The following is a 19397-nucleotide window of genomic DNA, read 5'->3' as shown; positions in this document are numbered from 1 at the left end:
GATCATAGGAGGAATTCCTGCCAGCCAGGCCGGGCGCTGCGGATGGCGGAGGATCGTGCCACCTTTGCGGATGTAATTCGCCCAGGAAAATCCGGTTTGTTGGGCTGGTGTGTGTGGTCGGCGATGATGTAGTCTTCGGGTGCGCCTGCCAGTGCAGCTGCCGGGAAAGCAGTTAGGTTGAGGGGATCGGCGGGGACGGAAGTTTTGTTTTTCCAGATATCATATACGGTATCGAGTAAGGATTCGACATGGGAATTTTTCCCTTTCACTAACCATTCGTCCAGATGTTGGAGGAACTGGAGGAGGTTGTCCGAATGGCGGATGATGACGGCCGTTTCGTGGCAATTGTTGTACACGGGGCCCCAGGAGCCGTCTGGCGCGATGTCGAGTATCCAGAAGTTGCCGGCTTCATCGCCCATGAGCTCGATGTAATTGGGATATAGGCTGCCGAAATCAGGATCGCTGCTGGATTCGGTGAACAGGATGTCTTCGTAGCCCATATTGAAACCGCTGGCGAATCTTATTAGTTCTTCGATGTCTGGCGGGAGATGCCTGGAAGGCAGTTGCTGGCGGAATGTGTCTACTTCTTTGTCCGTCAAACCCGCGAGGGTTTTGGGGACGAGGGATTTACCGTCTACCTGTATAAGTTTTGGCAAGAATGGATTGTAGTTGCAGTAAGGGCGTCATATCCTGACAAATTATGAAAATACATCAATTTATAACGTCCGTTTTGTGAAGTGATGAGGACGATCGTAACTTAGTGCAAGTCACGGTCACAAGTTTCAAAATTAACCACCATATGCCTTTCGCATATTTCCTTCCCGGTGCGGCGTTGAAGCCATACATTCAATCCTATTGGACGTTAAAGGGGAATGACGATACATATGACATCCTGTACCCGGATGGGTGTATCGATATGATCGTAAACCTGGGAGGGAAGTTCGTCGTAACGCAGAAAGGTGTGGTGCTGGAGGAGCGTGGCGTTTATCTCGGCGGAGCTTTGACGGAAGCGATTTATGAAAAAATCCCGGCGGGCGTGTACTTGTTGGGCGTCCGGTTTGCTCCGGGATGTTTCGGGCATTTTTATCCTTCCCGGTTGTTAAGTGATCTGAGGGATGATTGTATACAGGTGAATTCAGAATTTGCTCCTCCCACCCAAGAATTACTGCAAGATCCCATAACGGCTTTAGACGGATTTTATACAGAGAAGCTAGCCGATTTCCATCATCCCGTGAAAGATGCCGCTGCAAAAATCCTGCAATCCGGCGGTAATGCTACATTGAATGAAATTGCCGCCATTTGCCGGAAATCTCCCCGGCAAACGGAACGTATCTTCAAGCAGCATATCGGCCTGACCCCGAAACAGTTTTGCAGGATCGTGAAATATTCCTGCACACAGGAGTTGCTGGCAGCCAGGGCTCCGGAAGAAACGATCCTCGCCATCGCACTGGCGGCCGGTTACTACGACCACGCCCACCTTGCCCGGGAGTACAAGCGTATATCCCGGTGGACGCCTTCCGGTAAATAAGTTTGTCGTTTTTTTACAAACGCCCTGTTAGCGCATGTCCTAGCTTTGTCTTGGGATTCAGCAACAATAATTTAGGTTATGAAACTTACATCCAAAGCGTTGTTAAAAATTGGCGGTATCGCTTACCTGCTGGTCGGGACCAGTCATTTATCGTACGAATTGTTTTTAACGGATGCTGCGGCCGACGGAAAACTGAAAGTTTTCCTGGACAGCTACGACTTCCGGATCTTCGGCAATGCATTAAGCCTCTACCGGTTTCATTCCGGGTATAGCATCATGATGGCGGCGCAGGACATTCTCATCGGCGTGCTATGCCTCACCTTGCGGCGGCCGGGGCGGGGCACGTTGCTGGCGTTTATGTTGGGTGGATTGGTGATGCCGGTTTTGGTGCGGGTTTATTTTATGGGTGGGCCGCCGTTGTATTTATCCATCATTGCGGCGGTTGCGTTTGTGCTGGCTTTCTGGCGATCTTTCCGTGTTAAGGAAAAGGGTGTTTAAATAAAAACGGTAGCAATGAAAGCTGTATATAAAATATTGATTGGATTGATGTACGTCTTTGCCGCGGGGCATATGTTGTATACATTTATGAATGTGGAGGGAAGGGCGTCGGGTGAGGAGCAGATGTGGTTTTTTTCCGGTGGCCTGGCGATGCTTTTCGCCGGGTTTATTAACATGATATTTAATAAGGTTGGCGGCGGGTTCGTGAGAATGGTGAGTCTTGTCACCAACTTGATATTGCTGATATTTTTGATCGTGCTATCCGTCGTAATTCCGGAAGTGCAGGTGATCGTGTTGGCGTCAGTTCTGTTGATGACGGTAATTGTGAACATGGTGCTTTCGCGTGAGGGAGGCTGATGTGCCGTTATTCAAATTGCGGCCGCATCACCCCATAAAAAAGCCAGGCTTACACCTGGCTCCCGACAAATTTCGTGTGGCTGCCAGGACTCTAACCCGCATGCCTCGCGGCACCCGAGCATAAGAATGCGTCACAAGAGTCTTGGTGTGGGAGGCATCAGTCCACAACTGTTCATAGATGAGTAGGGTAGGTTATTACTATTTTTTCCATTACATGGGTTTTTGTAATGAAGAGTATTAGTGGAAATGATTATTCGGGGGATTGCTTTTGCCACTTAGAAGATGGATCAGTGATGAGGATTAGCATATGTTCTCTTCCATCAGTGGATTGATAACAAGTGCGAATAAGGGGGCAAATGAAGATAGGAGATACGGTACCCTATCAATTGAATTGGTGAGTGTGTAAAAGTTTTTTTTGTGATGGTTACCAGTCAATTATATGTGAACATGTCGGAATATTCCCATGCATAAGCTTGTGGACCTGATTTCGTAATTGGTAAATTGGAGTTTATTGAAAGGTTAAGTATATTAAGCAAATAATAGCATTGTTATGAGCTTGCCAACAACACTGACCCCATCCCTACCAATTGATACACAAATTAATATAGCTGCAGTCCAGGAACTCATCCAAAGTAATCGCGATGATCTAGCAAAACCAACACAATTGATCTCCCGGTACAGGTTGGAGAAATCCACCAATGACGATTACAAAGGCAGGCAGTTGCTGGAACTTATCCAGAATGTGGACGATGCCTGCTCGACCTTCGCCAGGATTGAGCTAAATACCTCAACACATCAGCTCAAAATCACCAACGGCGGAACACCTTTTTCCCTGGAAGGATTTCGATCCCTGATGATTCCCAGCCTCAGCCCTAAACGCAAGAAAGTATACATTGGCAACAAAGGGCTTGGGTTCAGGTCTATCCTGAACTGGAGCCAACAGATAACGATCACCAGTAATGGTATTCAAATGGTTTTTTCAAAGGACTTAGCAAAAAAAGCATTTTTTGAATTGTATACATCCTTGGAGAGAGAACAGGTACTCCATGAATTTCAATACACCAAGGAGACTATTCCTATGCCGGTTTTAGCATTGCCAGAAGTGATGAAGGTTGAAGGAGAAGGGGCTGAAACCATCATCCATATCGACTATTTGCCCAGTGCTGAACCAGATATAAAATCTCAGATAGAATCACTCAGGGAGGAAGTGTTACTTTTCCTTCATCATATCCGCAATCTTACCATATGTGTGGATGGCCAATGTAGTGAAATGATAAGCGAGCGTTTGGGCGATGGCGCCATCCGAATTGGCAGTAAAACATGGATGATATATTCCAATGAGGAAGAGGATGAAGCTCCCCCAATGCCCTTAATATATTGTGATCCGGAGAAGGAGGAAAGGGAGGTATATAGCCTGAAACTGGCGTTACAGCATGACCTGTCGGACAATGTACATGAATTGTTCTCCTTTTTTCCAACCAAAATCCGATTATGTCTGCCCATGGTTGTGCATGGTACTTTTGAACTCGATAGCTCCAGGAACAGGATTATAGATTCAGAAAAAAACAGGTTCCTGGTTGGAGAATTATTGAAACTGCTATTCGAGGTGTCAGACCGGTGGAAAGAGAAAGATGAAGTGGCCAATTGGCAAGCTTTTCAGTTGCTCAATCACCAAAGGCAACCTGATTCCGTACTGGAAAGTTTTGGGTTTTATAAGGCCATCAATGAGCGCATCCGGAATAAGGTCAATTTACCATGCCTGGATGGCAGCTACCGCAGATATGAGGAAGTGCAGGTATTACCGGATAGATTCTGTGCCTTGATTGACACATTAGGTTTGCACAGCTATTTTCCAGATGTGCTATTACCAGTACCTGATGAGACAAAATCATTTTTTCAAATGTTGTATCCGCAGTATCAGCTTCAGAAGAAGGTTTCTCCCAAACTCCTAAGAGAAAGAGTAGAGAAGGCATCGAATCAGTTGAAAGGAACAGTGCCTGCGGATACATATGCCGAGTGGGTATTGCAAGTAGGTAAACAATTGACAGATCTACCGCCGGAGGCGATTTCAATACTCTACAATGATCGCATGGAACTGGAGAGCAAAGATTACACGATTTTTACCCCTGCCACTAAAAACACTAAAGTGGAGGTGCCTGAACATGTTAGGATAAGTTTTATTAATTCTGAACTCTACGAGAGCCTATTGAATAAATATGAACTGACCAGTGAGCAGGAAAAATCCAGGTCTTTAAGAGATCGGCTGCATCAATTTACCAATATTCAGTCATTTGAGCCCGCACCAGCCCTTCGGCAGATCATTAATGGGACCAATGAGCAGCTCAAGAGTATATCGAACAAAGACATCAGGATCAGGATGGTAAAATCAATGTTGGGGTCATTGTTTAAATATTACACGACATCCAGATCAGCCAAAGACGTACAAATAACGGTATCCAATATACCTGTGATTACGGAAGCAGGGGAAATCAGAAATGCCAGGGATTGCGTTTTGTCAACTGCTTATCCCAAAGGAGCATTATGCGCAGAGCTATTGGGAAATATCTATGAAAAGAATCAACTTATAGCTTCAGCAGCGGCGCTCGGGATCACAGGAGATTTAAATGAAGTGCAGACTTTTCTACTGGAATTTTTGGATGTAAACTGTTTTTTCATTTTACATCGGGGGGAGAAAAGCGCGATAGGGGATCCGTATTTGAACTATATTTTCAAGTTTCAACAAAAGCCGGACAGATTCAGGAATTATCAATATGATTGCATGTCCATTGTTAACATGGTGAATATTGAGAAACATCTTCAATTGAATGCTATTACAAGAGAGAGTGTGATAGCTTGTGTTTTCCTAGATCCGAAGTTAAAGGAAAGAGTATTGGGAGTAACGGAAGATTCTCTCAAGTACAGTATAGCTGGAGAAGCGCCAGAAACATATAAACATACGCTGACTAATATCCCGTCATATGTCCGGTTTCAATTGACATCTGTATTGAAGCTGGAGGATTTTATCATGGAGAACCAGGATATTCCGTTGCTCAATGATATTGAATTTGATTATGGCGCAACATGTTTTAAGAATAATGGCATCGAAAGTATCACGATCAAAAGTGCCTTACGACAACTGGGTGTGAAGCAATTCTTTCATGAATTAGAGATACACCGGGTGAGCGAACTTGTACATGCCTGGTCCCAGCGAGATCAGCATGGAAGGTTCGCCAGAAAGCTTTATCAATTATGTACGGAGCATTATAAGACCCATAAGAAATTGTTTTCAAAAAAGCATGGGCTTTTGTTATATGCAGTCAAAGGTATCGACAAAGGCTACTATCCATTTGAGAGTGTGTTTTATGTCAATGGCGTGGATCTTCCACGGAAAGTACTCGGGACATATCCATTACTGAATTACCCCAAACGCTCAGGAGAGCAAAATGTAATTGAGGTGTTTTCAGTACAAACATTCAACAATGTATCCTACTATGAACAAGGCCATATAGTGGATCATCCCGCAACGCAGGTGCTGGAGGCGTACCTCCGACAAATAAAGCCTTTTATTTTGCACCGCAGGTTAAAAGCGATTCATGTGGAAGGCGACATTCAGGAGGTGGTGAGAATTGTAAAATCGATAGCTGTTTCGATCTGTTCTAGCCTTACCTATGTGTATAATAATAAAGAACAGGAGGCCGACGGCTATGACTTTGTGCAGAAGCGTGATGAGAAAAACAAGTACTTCATTAAGTATACCGGAGGCAGCTCCCTGGAGGCCATGCGTAAAGATTCAAGGTTTAGTGATGCCATCGCCGAAATTTTTACTCTGGCATTTGATGTGGTAAACATCCATGCAGATATCAGAACTATTTTCAGAAATGACCTGGATGACACCGCCCATCTATTCTCTGAGGAATTTGGCGCTGAAGCAATGGAGGCGACTTTTAAAAGGCTCAAAGTAACTGACGTGGACCGGATGGCATGGGCCGCAATTTGTGAACTGAAACAAATTGACTGTGCGTTAGGCCACGAAGGAGAAGCGGAATTTAGAAAAACAATAGCAGAGCACCTGGACATACCCTCTGCGCTGGTTGCGAAAGTGGATTTTTCCTATGCTGCCACGGCGCAACAGCAGGAAGTAATCTACAAGTTGTTTGCCGCGCTGGATATTGATGTATTGGCGTTTAATTCACGAACTCATTTGGATATTGATTTCAGCAGCTACCATGCCGCGGAATACAGGAAATTGATAGATCAGATCACCCCTCGATTTACCTATTTTTTATGGAAACATTACACAGAAAAATCGATCCCGGAACAGCAGAATTTCCGCAAAGGCATTAGTGAATTTGAAGATATAGCAGATCCGCTGATTAAAAGCCATGCTAGACAGTTCGGAATAAACCACCTGAAAGAGCTGTATGATCAAGTTGCAATTGTATTCGGTTTCACGATGACGATCACCGATCCTTATAAAAAGGACTACGAAGTGCAGCTGGCGGAGAATAAAAGAAGGATGAACTGGGAAGGGGCCATTGACAAACTGGGAGATGAAGATTTCAGTTTATTATATTTCCCGCTCCCCGATGATGAACTTGCCAGGATTAGGAAAGTGTTGGTATTTAAGGATGCGCAACATGGAACACCAGCGACACATGCGGGAGATTCTGCAGGTATCGACAGTGTTTCGGATGATATAACTTTCACTACCCTGGTACCCACAAGTGGGGCAGGTGCATCTACTTCAACCGGTTCCAGTGGCACTGGCGGGGGACAAGGCAAAACCAAGAATAGAAGGCGAAACCAGGAACCCACGGATGATGTTAAAAATGCTCTGGGTGAAAAGGGTGAGCGAATCGTATTTAATTTTTTAAAAGGAATCCATGGCGATAGCAATGTAAGCTGGCTGTCAGAATATTCTGATAACCCGGCCAAAAGTGACAGGTTAGGATATGATATTATTTTTTGGAAAGCACCGGATAGGGTGCCACAATATGTAGAGGTGAAATGGTTTGGAAGCAATAGATTCTTTTTGACAGCAGATGAGCTGGCTTATGCCAAGAAGCATAGGGATAACTATTCCATTTATTTGGTGACAGATAAGGAGATACACGAGTTACCCATCAGCACGCTTTTGGATAGCAACCAGGAGCTGGTAGCAGACCACGAATTGTTTTCAATGGAATTAACACAGTATAAGTTCACCAGGAAGTGATGAAGAAAGGCCGTAGTAGAGATATAATCTACGCGCGTCCGTTAACTTAACGCAATTACCAGATTATCCCATCAGGAGTTACTGCCATACAGTTGCGGCAGATCCGACTTACGAAGTTTAAATTGATCCAATTGAAATAGTAATATTTTATCAAAAGCATAAGGTCGGGGGGATTGTATTTATTTTTCCCTATTTCTTATCACGCGGAAGAAGAATAATTATTGGGAATGGCTGGCAAGCCTTACCTATGTTCGCCCGCTGGCCAAATGACCGGATTCCCGGTTTCATCGTATTCATAAAATTTCTCAATGCAGAATTATTGTGGGTTGGCATACCATCCAAATGACAGAAGTAGATTTTATTGCCCGCAAACTGGGTTGGGAATAGAAAGAGACAAAATAGATAGGGAGCCGCTGGCGGCTCCCAAATTTTTCGCCGGCAGCAGCTATGGCGCCGGAAACGTTTGGGAATTGCGCTTTTGTTCATGGTGCTTAATTGCTGTAGTGACTAACGCGGCAGATCAGTTTCTTGGGATGTACCAGGTAGTGTCGGTTTTCCTAAAGTGCATGTCTGAAATTACTACTCAAAAGATTATGGAAACAGATGTAGCAAAACAGGTGACGGTTGCTTAATATACATTAACGTATTTTTGCACTGATAATAGCTCATGGCTAATTTACGTTCTTTGAGAGGTTGCTGCTGGCAAAACGCTGGCAAAATTGAGAGAAATGAAAATGGCCACCGCCAGGTGACCATCTTTACTTGTGATCTTTTGTGCCCAGAACAGGGGTCGAACCTACATGCCTCGCGGCACCAGATCCTAAGTCTGGCCTGTCGATATCAAATTGCCGCCGCATCACCCCAATAAAAAAAGCCAGGCTTACACCTGGCTCCCGACAAATTTCGTGCGGATGATAGGACTCGAACCCCCATGCCTCGCGGCACCAGATCCTAAGTCTGGCGTGTCGATATCAAATTGCCGCCGCATCACCCCAATAAAAAAAGCCAGGCTTACACCTGGCTCCCGACAAATTTCGTGCGGATGATAGGACTCGAACCTACATGCCTCGCGGCACCAGATCCTAAGTCTGGCGTGTCTACCAATTTCACCACATCCGCTTTTTCAAGGCATGCAAAGGTATTCTTTTTTAGGAATTATAAAAATTATGGATGTTGAAGGTTGTATTTATGTTGATTATCAATTTGTTGTGCAGTCGGAATATGTAAGAAAACGGTCGGCTGCCGCAATGGCAGGATATCACCTTATGGCGTCCTTTTTGTATTTTTGATCCCAGCATGGATACAGTGACCGTACAAAAATACAACCTCGACGAAGAGCAGGAGAAAAAGGAGATCGTTCGCCATTACCGCGCCCTTTTACGCGCCCTGAAGCCCCGTCTCAAAAAAGGCGACCGGGAACTCGTGCGCACCGCTTTCGAAATGGCGGCAGACGCCCATAAAGATATGCGCCGCAAATCCGGCGAGCCCTATATCCTTCACCCCCTCGCGGTTTCCCAGATCACGGTCGAGGAAATAGGCCTCGGCGTCCGCTCCGCCATCTGCGCGCTTTTGCACGACACCGTGGAAGACACGGAAGTGACCCTCGAAGACGTGGAACGCGAATTCGGCAGCGAAATCGCCCATATCGTGGACGGGCTCACCAAAATCTCCACCGTCATCGATTCCAACACCAGCACCATGCAGGCGGAGAATTTCAAAAAAATCCTCCTCACCCTCGCCGATGACCCCCGCGTCATCCTCATCAAGCTGGCAGACCGCCTCCACAACATGCGCACCCTCGATTCCATGAGCCGCGAAAAACAGCTCAAAATCGCCTCGGAAACGGTCTTCATTTACGCCCCCCTGGCCCACCGCCTCGGCCTGTACAACATCAAATCCGAGCTCGAAGACCTCGCCATGAAGTACACCGAGAAGGACCATTACCGCGAAATCGCCAAGCGCCTCAAGGAAACCAAGCGCGAACGGACCCGCTATATCAACGAATTCATCAAGCCGATCAAGGAAGTGCTCCAGGAAGAAGGCTTCAACTTCGAAATATACGGCCGCCCCAAATCCATCCACTCCATCTGGAACAAGATCAAAACCAAAGGCGTCCAGTTCGAAGAAGTATACGACCTCTTCGCCATCCGCATCATCCTCGACTCCGCCGTGGAAAAGGAAAAAGCCGACTGCTGGAAAGTCTATTCCATCATCACCGACTTCTACCATCCCAGCCCCGAACGCACGCGCGACTGGCTCTCCAACCCCAAAGGCAACGGCTACGAAGCCCTGCACGTAACGGTAATGGGCCCCAACGGGAAGTGGGTGGAAGTTCAGATCCGCTCCAAGCGCATGAACGACTATGCCGAAAAAGGCCTGGCCGCCCACTGGCGCTATAAAGAAGGCAATTCCAACGTCCAGGAATCGAAATTCGAACAGTGGTTCAGCCAGATCCGGGAAATCCTCAACAGCCCGGACACCAATACGCTCGACTTCCTGGCCGATTTCAAATCCAACCTCTTCACCGAGGAAATCTACGTCTACACCCCCAAGGGCGACCTCAAAATACTGCCCGTGGGCTCCACCGCCCTCGATTTCGCGTATTCCATCCACTCCGCCGTGGGCAACAAATGCATCGGGGCCAAGGTGAACTATAAACTGGTACCCCTCAGCCATAAGCTCCGCAGCGGCGACCAGGTGGAAATCATCACGTCCAACAAGCAGAAACCCTCGGAAGACTGGCTCAATATCGTGCTCACGGCCAAAGCCAAAAGCAAGATCAAGGACGCACTGAAGGAAGAAAAACGGAAAGTGGCCATGGATGGGAAAGATATCCTCCTCCGCAAGCTCGATCATATGAAAGTGAGCGCCAGTCAATACAATATCAATGAACTGGTGCAATTCTATAAACAGCCGTCGCCGCTCGACCTCTACTACCAGGTGGCCGTCAAGAACATCGACCTGCGGGAACTGAAGCAGTTCAATGTGCTGGGCGACAAGCTGGAGCCGCCCAAACCCGTGAAGCCCGCCGAACCGGCGCCGGCTGAGGAACATCACAAATCAAAGGAATCATCCAAAAAAGACGCGGAACTGATCATTTTCGGGGAAAGCTCCGACAAGATCGCCTATAAACTGGCCAATTGCTGCCGCCCCATCCCGGGCGACGATGTTTTCGGCTTCGTGACGGCCAGCGAAGGACTGAAAATACACCGGACGAATTGCCCGAACGCCGCCCAGCTGCTGGCCAATTACGGTCACCGGGTGGTAAAGACGAAATGGGTGAAAAACCGGGAAATCTCCTTCCTGACGGGCCTCAGGATCGTGGGGATGGACGATGTGGGCGTGATCCACAAGATCACCAATATCATCTCCGGCGAGCTGAAGATCAATATCGCGGGGCTGACGATCGAGTCGAAAGAAGGGCTGTTCGAAGGCCTGATCAAGGTTTTCGTACATGATAAGGACGAACTGGAGGAGCTGGTGAACCGCCTCAAGGGGCTGGATGGTATCCAGAGCATTCAAAGGCTGGAAGACTAGAATATTTTTATTTCCTCCCGATTTTCACACAATCGCCTTATTTTTGCCACTTCTTTAAACCATAATTAACTTTTCAACAATGGTAGATGTTCTGCTGGGGCTGCAATGGGGCGATGAAGGCAAAGGCAAGATCGTAGATTACTTTGCAGGTAAATATGATATCATCGCACGCTTCCAGGGCGGCCCGAACGCGGGCCATACACTGTATGTCAATGGCCAGAAAGTGGTGTTGCATACCATCCCCTCCGGCGTATTTCACGGCAATACCCTGAACCTGATCGGTAACGGGGTGGTGCTCGACCCGGTGACTTTCCGTAAAGAATGCCAGAAAGTGGCGGAAATGGGCATTGATCTGTCCCAAAACCTGTTCATTGCGGAAAAAACGCATATCATCGTACCTACCCACCGCGCGCTCGACAAAGCTTCCGAGCTGTCGAAAGGCCAGGAAAAGATCGGTTCTACCCTGAAAGGGATCGGGCCGGCCTATATGGACAAAACAGGCCGCAACGGTCTCCGCGTAGGCGATGTGCTGCGGAGCGATTTCCGCCAGCAGTACGAAAAGCTGAAAGCCAAACATCTGCAATTGCTCGCCAATTATAATTTCGAAGAAGATATCGCCGAATGGGAAAATGAATTCTGGGAAGCCGTGGAATTCCTCTCGAAAATGAACATCGTGAACGGGGAATACTGGCTGAACGGCAACCTGAAAGCCGGAAAGAAAGTGCTCGCCGAAGGCGCCCAGGGCTCCATGCTCGACGTGGACTTCGGTACCTACCCATTCGTGACCTCCTCCAATACCATCTCCGCCGGCGTATGCACCGGCCTCGGCATCGCCCCGAAATGGATAGCTGAGGTGATCGGGGTTACCAAAGCCTACTGCACCCGCGTGGGCAGCGGTCCGTTCCCCACCGAGCTGGAAGACGAAACCGGCGAACGCCTCCGCCAGGCCGGCCACGAATTCGGCGCCACCACCGGCCGCCCCCGCCGTTGCGGCTGGATCGACCTGGTTGCACTCGATTACACCTGCATGCTCAGCGGCGTTACCCAGCTGGTAATGACCAAAAGCGACGTGCTCGACGAGTTCGACACCGTGAGCGCCTGCACCGCGTATTCCATTGACGGTCAGACCTCCCGCGAAATGCCGTTCAACATCTGCGGCGCTCCCATCCAGCCCGTCCTGGAAAACTTCCCCGGCTGGTCGGAACCCACTGCAAAAAGCGAACGATACGACGCTTTACCTTTGGAAATGAAAAAATTCTTATCTTTTGTGGAAGACTACCTGAAAGTGCCTGTGAAGTACGTTTCCAACGGGCCGGGTAGGGATCAGATACTCGAAAAGTAAAGACAAAAAATTACGAAAAAAACAGTCAAAAAAAAATTTGGCGAATAAAAAAAACTGTTAAAACTTTACCCTTAGAATCTAATTGTAACGTACCATTATGAAATCAAAATCTGATAAAGAGAAAGAGACTAAAAAGACTACTTCGCCTAAGACTGACAAAGCCTCTGAAAAGAAAGCGAGCGCCAAGCCGAAGAAAGAAGTAGACGAGGATGAAGATGAGGATGAGGAGGAATCTCCCCGTAAGTCTGCTGCATCTAAAAAATCAGATAAGCTTGCGGCAAAATCGAAGAAGGAAGACGATGACGATGATGATGACGACGACGATGACGACGATGCTCCCAAAAAAGGGCGTAAACCCGCCAAAGCCGGCTCCCGTAAGAAAGATGACGACGATGAGGATGATGATTCGGATGACGATGATGCCGACGACGACGATGACGCATGGGAAAAAGGCGAAGACGAAGATTACGATCCCGACTTCGAAGAATTCGATATGCCGAAGCCGAAAAACAAACGCGGCCGCCCGTCCAAGAAAAGCGCCGATGATGACGATGACCTCGGTATCGACGATGAATTCAAGGATATGGACCTGTTCAACGATCGCTTCGACGACGACGATGATGATTTCTAATTGACAAACGTGCTATCATACAGTTTTCCTGTTAAAGATATAAGCGCAATTAAACAGCAAATGTTGAGCTGGGGCAACCGGTTCAACATTTGTTGTTTTTTGGACAACAACAATTACCGCCTGGCCGGCTCCCGCGCAGAAGCCATTCTGGCCGCAGATGCCGTGGAAACACTGGAATCCCCCGCCGGCAGCGCGTTCGAAAAATTGCGCCGCTTCCACGACGAAAAACCCGGCTGGCTCTTCGGCCACTTCGCCTACGACCTTAAAAACGAGACCGAAAAGCTCGAAAGCCGCAACCCGGACGGCATCGGCTTCCCCGACCTTTCGTTCTTCCGGCCCCGCTACGTGCTCCGCCTCACCGCAGATGCGCTCGAGATCTCCGGCGAAAACCTCTCCGAAGCGGAAGCCCGCGCCATCCACACCGATCTCCGCAACCAGCCGCGCATCATTCCCGCACCACCCGTTCCCATCATTTCCCAGGCCCGCCTCCAACGCGCCGATTACCTCGAAGCCGTCCGCGCCCTGCAGGACCATATCCTCAAAGGCGATTGCTACGAAGTCAATTTCTGCCGGGAACAATACGCTCACGCCAAAATCCAGGACCCGGCGGCCATTTTCCTCCGCCTCAACGGCCTCAGCCCAGCGCCTTTCGCCGCCTATTACCGCCGCGGCCCCCGCTACCTGGCCTGTTCCAGCCCCGAACGGTTCCTCCGCAAGGAAGGCGACAAGCTCACCTCGCAGCCCATCAAAGGCACCGTGCGCCGCGCCGCCAGCCCGGAAGAAGACGAAGCCCTCATCCGGCAACTCCGCAACAGCCCCAAAGAACAGTCGGAAAACGTGATGGTGGTAGACCTCGTCCGCAACGACCTCTCCCGCACAGCCGTCCGCGGCAGCGTCCAGGTGTCCGAGCTTTTCGGGATCTACAGCTTCCCGCAGGTCCACCACATGATCTCGACCGTTACCGCCACCCTCGACCCCGCGTTCCATTTCACCGACGCCATCCGCAACGCTTTTCCCATGGGTTCCATGACCGGCGCGCCGAAAGTGAAGGTGATGCAGCTCATCGAGCAATACGAACAAACGCGGCGGGGCCTGTTTTCAGGAGCCGTCGGCTATATCACGCCCGGGGGCGATTTCGACTTCAATGTGGTGATACGCAGCATTCTGTACAATGCCGAAAAACATTACATCTCCTTCCAGACAGGCTCTGCCATTACATTTTACAGCAACCCGGAAAAAGAGTGGGAGGAATGCCTCCTGAAAGCCCGTGCCCTGCGCACGGCCCTGGGAATTTAATCGCCCGAGGTAACCAGTTGCGCCAGCGCGTCGGAGATGCGGGGGTAAGAAAACTGGAATCCGGTAGACTGGATCTTCGCGGAAGAGGCTTTCACGCTTTTGAGGACTTCCACGCTCATTTCGCCCATCGCCAGTTTCAGCGCGAATGCGGGCACGTGCACCGTCACGAAGCTCTTGCCCTTAACGGCCCGCGCCAGCTGGGTAACGAGCTCCTGGTTGGTGATGGGGAAGGGGGAAACAGCGTTGTAGATGCCCGTCAGTTGATCGTTGGAAAGGGCGTTGTGGTAGAGGCGGACGAGGTCTTGCAGATGGATCCAGGAAATGAATTGCTGGCCGCTGCCCATGACCGTAGCGAAACCGAGGCGCACGGGCTTGATAAATTCCTTCAGCGCGCCGCCGTGGTTGGATAAAACAATGCCGGTCCGGAGGATGATGACCTTTTTGCCGAGGGTCGACATTTGCTGCACGGCGTTTTCCCAGGCCACGCAGGTTTTGCCGAGGTAATCGGTGGCGGGAGGATCGGTTTCGAGGAAGTTTTTACCCTGAAATTCGCCGTAGTACCCCGTGGCGGAGGCGCTCACGAACGTCCTGACCTTGTTGGGAATGCGCGACAGCTGGTCGAACAAAAGCTGCGCGCTCTGCACGCGGCTGTCGAGGATCTCCTGCTTGCGGGATTCGGTCCACCGCTTGTCGGCCACGTTGGCCCCGGCGAGATGGACGATCTGGTCGGCCTCCTGCAGGGCGGCAGTATCCAGCGTTTGGCGGGATGGGTCCCACAGCGCGAACCGGAGGTTCGGGTGAGGGGAGGGGCGCATCTTCCGCGTATAAACGATCACGCGATACCCCCGCTCGAGGAGAAAATCCGTTAACGCCCTGCCTACCAGGCCAGAACCGCCTGTTATCAAAACCGTGTCCATCATTGTAAAAGCCAGTTGATCCTCCGTAAATTTACGCAATAAATCCCGGTGCTGCCCAGCACTTGGCAATAAGATATTTTTCATGTAGGTTTGAAGCGGATCTATGCTAAAACCGCTGCGTCAGGCGTTTATCCTGTAGAATACCTTAAACTCATGCCCATGCGCTTCCGTCATATCCTTCCATTTCTTGCGCTGATGCTCTGCGCTACCTTTGCCATGGCCCAGAAAGTCACCTATTCCGAACCGGAAAGGGATGATTACAAAACCACCGAATTCGAGATCGTAGGCAGGGTTTCCGGAAACATCCTCGTGTATAAGGCAGACCGCGGAGAATACCATATTTCCGTGTACGACAACGGCATGCAACTGCTCGACCGCGTGAAGCTCGACTTCCTTCCCAAAAAACTCATCAGCGTCGATTTCGTATCCTACCCCGATTTTTCGTACATGATCTACCAGTTCCAGCGGAAAGACGCCGTGTACAGCTTCGTGGGCCGCGTCAACGGGAAAGGGCAGTTCATGGAAGCGCCCGTGATGGTAGACTCCACCCGCATCGGCTTCTACTCCAAGGAAAACAAGATCTATTCCGTGGAAACGTCCGAAGACAAAGGGCGCATCCTCATTTATAAAATCAACCAGGACAAGGAAGACAATAATGTTTTCTATACGTTCCTGTACGACAGTGCCTTCAACCTCGTCAACAACAGCCGCGTGAGCCTCCCCATGGAAGGCAAGAAGCAGTTCCTCAACAACTTCCACCTCAATAACGACGGCGATCTCTTCTTCACCAAGCTGGAACGGGGCTCGGGCCGGGATTATATCGTGAACGGCAGCGTAATCGTGAAGCGCGCTACTACAGACGCTTTCGAGACCATTCCGTTCGAAAAGAAGGAATTGTTGCTGGACGAAGTGAAACTGAAACTGGATAATCAGGACAAACAGGCCCTCGTGACGGCGTTCTATTACAAACAGAAACGCGGGAACGTGGAAGGGATGTACCTCCTCCGTCTCGACTACGCCAACAACCAGCGCCTGTTCGAGAAAACGGTGATCTTCACCCCCGAACTGAAACAGCAGGCGAAGGGCGATGCCTCCACCAACGCGGCTTTCAACGATTATTTCATCCGCAAGATCGTGAACACGGCCAACGGCGGGTTCATGCTGACGGCGGAGTCTTACTACACCTCGTCGCGCAGCCAGCCCTGGAACCGCTGGAACTATATGTATGGCGGCTACGGCGGATATTATCCTTATTATTACTCGCCCTACAGCCCGTCCTATTACAATCCGTATTACTGGAACGACGGGCAGGGCACGCGCTACCATTACGACAATATCGCCATCATGGCGTTCGATGAAAAGGGAGACCTCACGTTCAGCAACTTTGTGCACAAAAGCCAGTTCGACGACGGGGCGGACCTTTACCTGAGCTATATGCTCGTGAACGTGGGCAGCGAGCTGCGGTTCCTGTTCAACGAGCTGGAGCGCCGGCAGTACGTGCTCACCGAAAACACGATCGGGCCCGATGGCAAACTGAGCCGCAAGCCTACGCTCCGGAACCTGGACAAAGGGTTTACCTGGATGCCCCGCTATGGCAAACAAATTAGTGGACGGACGGTGCTCATCCCCTGTATTTACAGGAATTATATTTGCTTTGCAAAAATTGACTTTTAACCCCACCTTTGCATCGTGATTAAGTTTTTCAGATCCGGCAACCCGCTGACGGTCTTGCTGCTGTTCCTGTACATGCTGTTCATCAAGTTTTACTACCTGCTGCACCCGTCGCTGTATCTGGCGGACGGGTCGGAGGGGCTGGCTTATAAATGGCTGGTGGGGTGGCTGGAAGTCAGGGTGGGGCCGAGCCCGATGTTTTTCACGTTCCTGGCGCTGATGCTGCTTTTTGTGCAGTCGCTGCTGCTGACGCGCATCGTGAACAACCACCGGCTTTTCGCGAAGGATACTTACCTGACGGCGATGTGTTACCTGCTGCTGACGTCGCTGTTGCAGCACTGGAACGTGTTTTCTCCTGCCTTGATCGTGAATACGGTGATGCTGTGGATATTTTCCAGCATAACCGACCTGTATATGCGGAATTCCGCGCGCGACGTGTCCTTCAACATCGGTTTCGCGCTGGGCGTTTGCGGGCTGTTTTACTTCCCATCGGTGCTTTTCGTGGCTTTGCTTTTCCTGAGCCTGCTGATCATGCGGGCGTTCAGGCTGGCGGAGTGGATCATCGGGCTGTTGGGCGTCCTTTGCCCGTTTTACCTGTTGGGCACCTGGCTGTTTTTGACGGACCGTTGGGACATGATCCCCGACCTGGTCAATATCCGGGCAAACCTGCCGGTAATTACGGATTATAAGGTTTGGGGGGCGCTGATCGCGACGGCATTGTTTTTCGTGACCGGCTGGCTGATGCTGCAGCGTATATTCAAAAAAATGCTCATACAGGGCCGCAAGATCTGGGCTACGGTGGTGATTTACGCGCTGGTGGCAACGTTGCTGCCACTGTTCAGCGGTCATTTTTCGGCGACGTACTGGGTGCTGGCGGTGATGCCGGTTTCGCTGTTTGCGGCGAACGTGTTCTGGTCGATCACTAACAATACGCTAGCCAACGCGGTACACATATTAGTGCTCGCATATGTTATTGTAATGCAATATTTTAGCCATTGACGGGATTGGGGGTGGTTGTTAGTGTAATCATAAATCTGATGAGTGGTGATTGTAAATTCCCCAATGGTCAGTAATTTTGTTCTTTCCAGTAGAAATATTCAAACAAATAAATAAATGAAATTCGGAGTTGTTACGTTTCCCGGTTCTAACTGTGACCAAGACATGATCGATGCGCTGCGCAACGATTTGAACCAGGAAGTGATCAGCCTTTGGCACAAAGACAAGGACTTGAGCATGTTCGGCACGGAAGACTGCATTTTGCTGCCGGGCGGTTTTTCTTACGGTGATTACCTGCGTTGCGGGGCCATCGCCAAGTTCAGCCCCATGATGCAGAGCGTGGTGGAGTTTGCCAACAAGGGCGGCCGCGTGATCGGCGTATGCAACGGCTTCCAGATCCTGTGCGAAGCGGGCCTGCTCCCGGGCGCTTTGCTGAAAAACGAAAACCAGCAGTTCGTTTGCAAGAACGTATTCATCAAAAGCGAAAACACACAAGCATCTTTGACTAAAGAGGTGACCGGCCGCCCGCTGATGATCCCCGTCGCACATGGCGAGGGTCGTTACTATGCAGACGAAGCCACCTTGGAAGGTCTTTTCGCGAATAACCAGGTGATTTTCCGGTATTGCGACGAGTTTGGCAACATTGTTGATTCTGCTAACCCGAACGGCGCTATCCGTAACATCGCAGGGATCTGCAACAAGGAAAGAAACGTTTTCGGAATGATGCCGCACCCCGAGCGTGCTACCAGCGAAATCCTGGGCAACCGCGACGGCCAGCTGATTTTCCAAAGCCTGATAAATAACAACTAGGCCCAAGGCGCCTGGTCTATACCATCAAAACAACCAACCAATTAAAGAAAGAAGTATGAAAAAGTTGCTCGTAGCCATGATGCTCTTCGCACTGCCGGTATTGGCCTTTGCGCAGGACATGAACCCCGTGAAGTGGGAATTTACTTCCAAAAAAGTGAACGCCACCACGTATGAAGTGCACGCCAAAGCCACTATCGACCGCGGCTGGCACCTCTACGCACAGGAAGCCGGCGAAGGCCCCGTGCCCACCAGCTTCAAATTCGCGAAGAACCCCCTCGCCACGGCACAGGGCAAACTGACCGAAGTAGGTAAAATGCACAAAGCTTTCGACAAGAACTTCAACTCCGAACTGAAATACTACGAAAACACCGTGACCTTCGTACAGAAAGTTACCGTGAAAGGTAAAGCTGTCACCAAAGTGAAAGGCTCCGTTGAATTCATGGTATGCGACGATCACCAGTGCCTTCCCCCTACAGAAGTGGAATTCGCCGTGAACGTGGGAGGCAAATAATCCTGTCTCATCTCATTGATCATAACAACGAGTTCTTTCATGCGAAGGAACTCGTTTTTGCATTTTGCTTTCATACAACCTGTTAAGT

14 protein-coding genes and 1 tRNA gene are annotated in these 19397 nt (G+C 49.7%); 12 read left to right on the top strand and 3 right to left on the bottom strand.

Annotated elements, in window-relative coordinates; translation table 11 throughout:
• Positions 1-2: 2 nt before the first annotated feature.
• Positions 3-656 carry an SMI1/KNR4 family protein gene (locus tag EJ361_RS04605; protein ID WP_126244185.1) on the bottom strand — a complete coding sequence of 218 codons (654 nt, stop codon included), beginning with the start codon at positions 654-656 and terminating at the stop codon, positions 3-5.
• Between the two features lie 143 nt (positions 657-799).
• Here EJ361_RS04605 and EJ361_RS04600 point away from each other — a divergent pair, with 143 nt between their 5' ends.
• From EJ361_RS04600 to EJ361_RS04585, 4 genes are all read left to right on the top strand, one after another.
• Positions 800-1528 carry a helix-turn-helix transcriptional regulator gene (locus EJ361_RS04600; protein ID WP_126244184.1) on the top strand — a complete coding sequence of 243 codons (729 nt, stop codon included), beginning with the start codon at positions 800-802 and terminating at the stop codon, positions 1526-1528.
• Positions 1529-1606: 78 nt separating this feature from the next.
• On the top strand, positions 1607-2026 hold the full coding sequence (locus tag EJ361_RS04595; RefSeq protein WP_126244183.1) for an LIC_13387 family protein: 420 nt from the start codon (positions 1607-1609) through the stop codon (positions 2024-2026).
• Positions 2027-2041: 15 nt separating this feature from the next.
• Positions 2042-2383: a hypothetical protein gene (locus tag EJ361_RS04590; protein WP_126244182.1), complete on the top strand. Its 342-nt coding sequence runs from the start codon at positions 2042-2044 to the stop codon at positions 2381-2383.
• Between the two features lie 550 nt (positions 2384-2933).
• Positions 2934-7598 (top strand): DUF3883 domain-containing protein, encoded by a 4665-nt coding sequence (locus EJ361_RS04585; protein ID WP_126244181.1) that lies wholly within the window; start codon positions 2934-2936, stop codon positions 7596-7598.
• A gap of 1037 nt (positions 7599-8635) precedes the next feature.
• Here EJ361_RS04585 and EJ361_RS04580 read toward each other — a convergent pair.
• Positions 8636-8717, bottom strand: a tRNA-Leu gene (locus EJ361_RS04580).
• 177 nt (positions 8718-8894) lie between these two features.
• On the opposite strand from EJ361_RS04580, the gene EJ361_RS04575 reads away from it, so the two are divergent.
• The 4 genes from EJ361_RS04575 to EJ361_RS04560 all read left to right on the top strand — a co-directional run bounded on the left by EJ361_RS04575 (position 8895) and on the right by EJ361_RS04560 (position 14404).
• A complete protein-coding gene (locus EJ361_RS04575; protein WP_126244180.1) occupies positions 8895-11135 on the top strand; it encodes a RelA/SpoT family protein in 2241 nt (746 codons plus the stop codon).
• A gap of 79 nt (positions 11136-11214) precedes the next feature.
• Entirely contained in the window at positions 11215-12477 is a 1263-nt protein-coding gene (locus EJ361_RS04570) for an adenylosuccinate synthase (RefSeq protein WP_126244179.1), read from the top strand.
• Positions 12478-12574: 97 nt separating this feature from the next.
• Entirely contained in the window at positions 12575-13108 is a 534-nt protein-coding gene (locus EJ361_RS25525) for a hypothetical protein (protein WP_164714084.1), read from the top strand.
• A 99-nt stretch (positions 13109-13207) separates the two neighbouring features.
• Complete coding sequence (locus tag EJ361_RS04560; protein WP_240646545.1) at positions 13208-14404, top strand: anthranilate synthase component I family protein; 1197 nt, start codon at positions 13208-13210, stop codon at positions 14402-14404.
• Here the strand turns inward: EJ361_RS04560 and EJ361_RS04555 are convergent.
• Positions 14401-15324 carry a TIGR01777 family oxidoreductase gene (locus EJ361_RS04555; RefSeq protein ID WP_240646544.1) on the bottom strand — a complete coding sequence of 308 codons (924 nt, stop codon included), beginning with the start codon at positions 15322-15324 and terminating at the stop codon, positions 14401-14403. The genes EJ361_RS04560 and EJ361_RS04555 overlap by 4 nt on opposite strands.
• Positions 15325-15480: 156 nt before the next feature.
• Between EJ361_RS04555 and EJ361_RS04550 the strand changes: the two genes are divergently transcribed.
• From EJ361_RS04550 to EJ361_RS04535, 4 genes are all read left to right on the top strand, one after another.
• A complete protein-coding gene (locus EJ361_RS04550; protein WP_126244177.1) occupies positions 15481-16995 on the top strand; it encodes a hypothetical protein in 1515 nt (504 codons plus the stop codon).
• Positions 16996-17010: 15 nt separating this feature from the next.
• Positions 17011-17991: a hypothetical protein gene (locus tag EJ361_RS04545; RefSeq protein ID WP_126244176.1), complete on the top strand. Its 981-nt coding sequence runs from the start codon at positions 17011-17013 to the stop codon at positions 17989-17991.
• Positions 17992-18105: 114 nt separating this feature from the next.
• Entirely contained in the window at positions 18106-18798 is a 693-nt protein-coding gene (purQ, locus tag EJ361_RS04540) for a phosphoribosylformylglycinamidine synthase subunit PurQ (RefSeq protein WP_126244175.1), read from the top strand.
• 55 nt (positions 18799-18853) lie between these two features.
• The gene (locus EJ361_RS04535; protein WP_126244174.1) at positions 18854-19309 is read left to right on the top strand and encodes a protein-disulfide reductase DsbD domain-containing protein; all 456 of its coding nucleotides are present in this window, start codon (positions 18854-18856) and stop codon (positions 19307-19309) included.
• Positions 19310-19397: the final 88 nt, after the last annotated feature.

The sequence above is a fragment of the Chitinophaga rhizosphaerae genome (assembly GCF_003958645.1).
Classification (GTDB): domain Bacteria; phylum Bacteroidota; class Bacteroidia; order Chitinophagales; family Chitinophagaceae; genus Chitinophaga; species Chitinophaga rhizosphaerae.
Note: the sequence above shows the minus strand (reverse complement) of the source record. Positions and strands in the feature narration are given on the sequence as shown.

Coding starts and splice junctions, on each gene's coding strand:
- EJ361_RS04535 (WP_126244174.1), top strand. CDS start 18,854: ATGAAAAAGTTGCTCGTAGCCATGATGCTCTTCGCACTGCCGGTATTG.
- EJ361_RS04555 (WP_240646544.1), bottom strand. CDS start 15,324: ATGATGGACACGGTTTTGATAACAGGCGGTTCTGGCCTGGTAGGCAGG.
- EJ361_RS25525 (WP_164714084.1), top strand. CDS start 12,575: ATGAAATCAAAATCTGATAAAGAGAAAGAGACTAAAAAGACTACTTCG.
- EJ361_RS04590 (WP_126244182.1), top strand. CDS start 2,042: ATGAAAGCTGTATATAAAATATTGATTGGATTGATGTACGTCTTTGCC.
- EJ361_RS04595 (WP_126244183.1), top strand. CDS start 1,607: ATGAAACTTACATCCAAAGCGTTGTTAAAAATTGGCGGTATCGCTTAC.
- purQ (WP_126244175.1), top strand. CDS start 18,106: ATGAAATTCGGAGTTGTTACGTTTCCCGGTTCTAACTGTGACCAAGAC.
- EJ361_RS04550 (WP_126244177.1), top strand. CDS start 15,481: ATGCGCTTCCGTCATATCCTTCCATTTCTTGCGCTGATGCTCTGCGCT.
- EJ361_RS04570 (WP_126244179.1), top strand. CDS start 11,215: ATGGTAGATGTTCTGCTGGGGCTGCAATGGGGCGATGAAGGCAAAGGC.
- EJ361_RS04600 (WP_126244184.1), top strand. CDS start 800: ATGCCTTTCGCATATTTCCTTCCCGGTGCGGCGTTGAAGCCATACATT.
- EJ361_RS04585 (WP_126244181.1), top strand. CDS start 2,934: ATGAGCTTGCCAACAACACTGACCCCATCCCTACCAATTGATACACAA.
- EJ361_RS04575 (WP_126244180.1), top strand. CDS start 8,895: ATGGATACAGTGACCGTACAAAAATACAACCTCGACGAAGAGCAGGAG.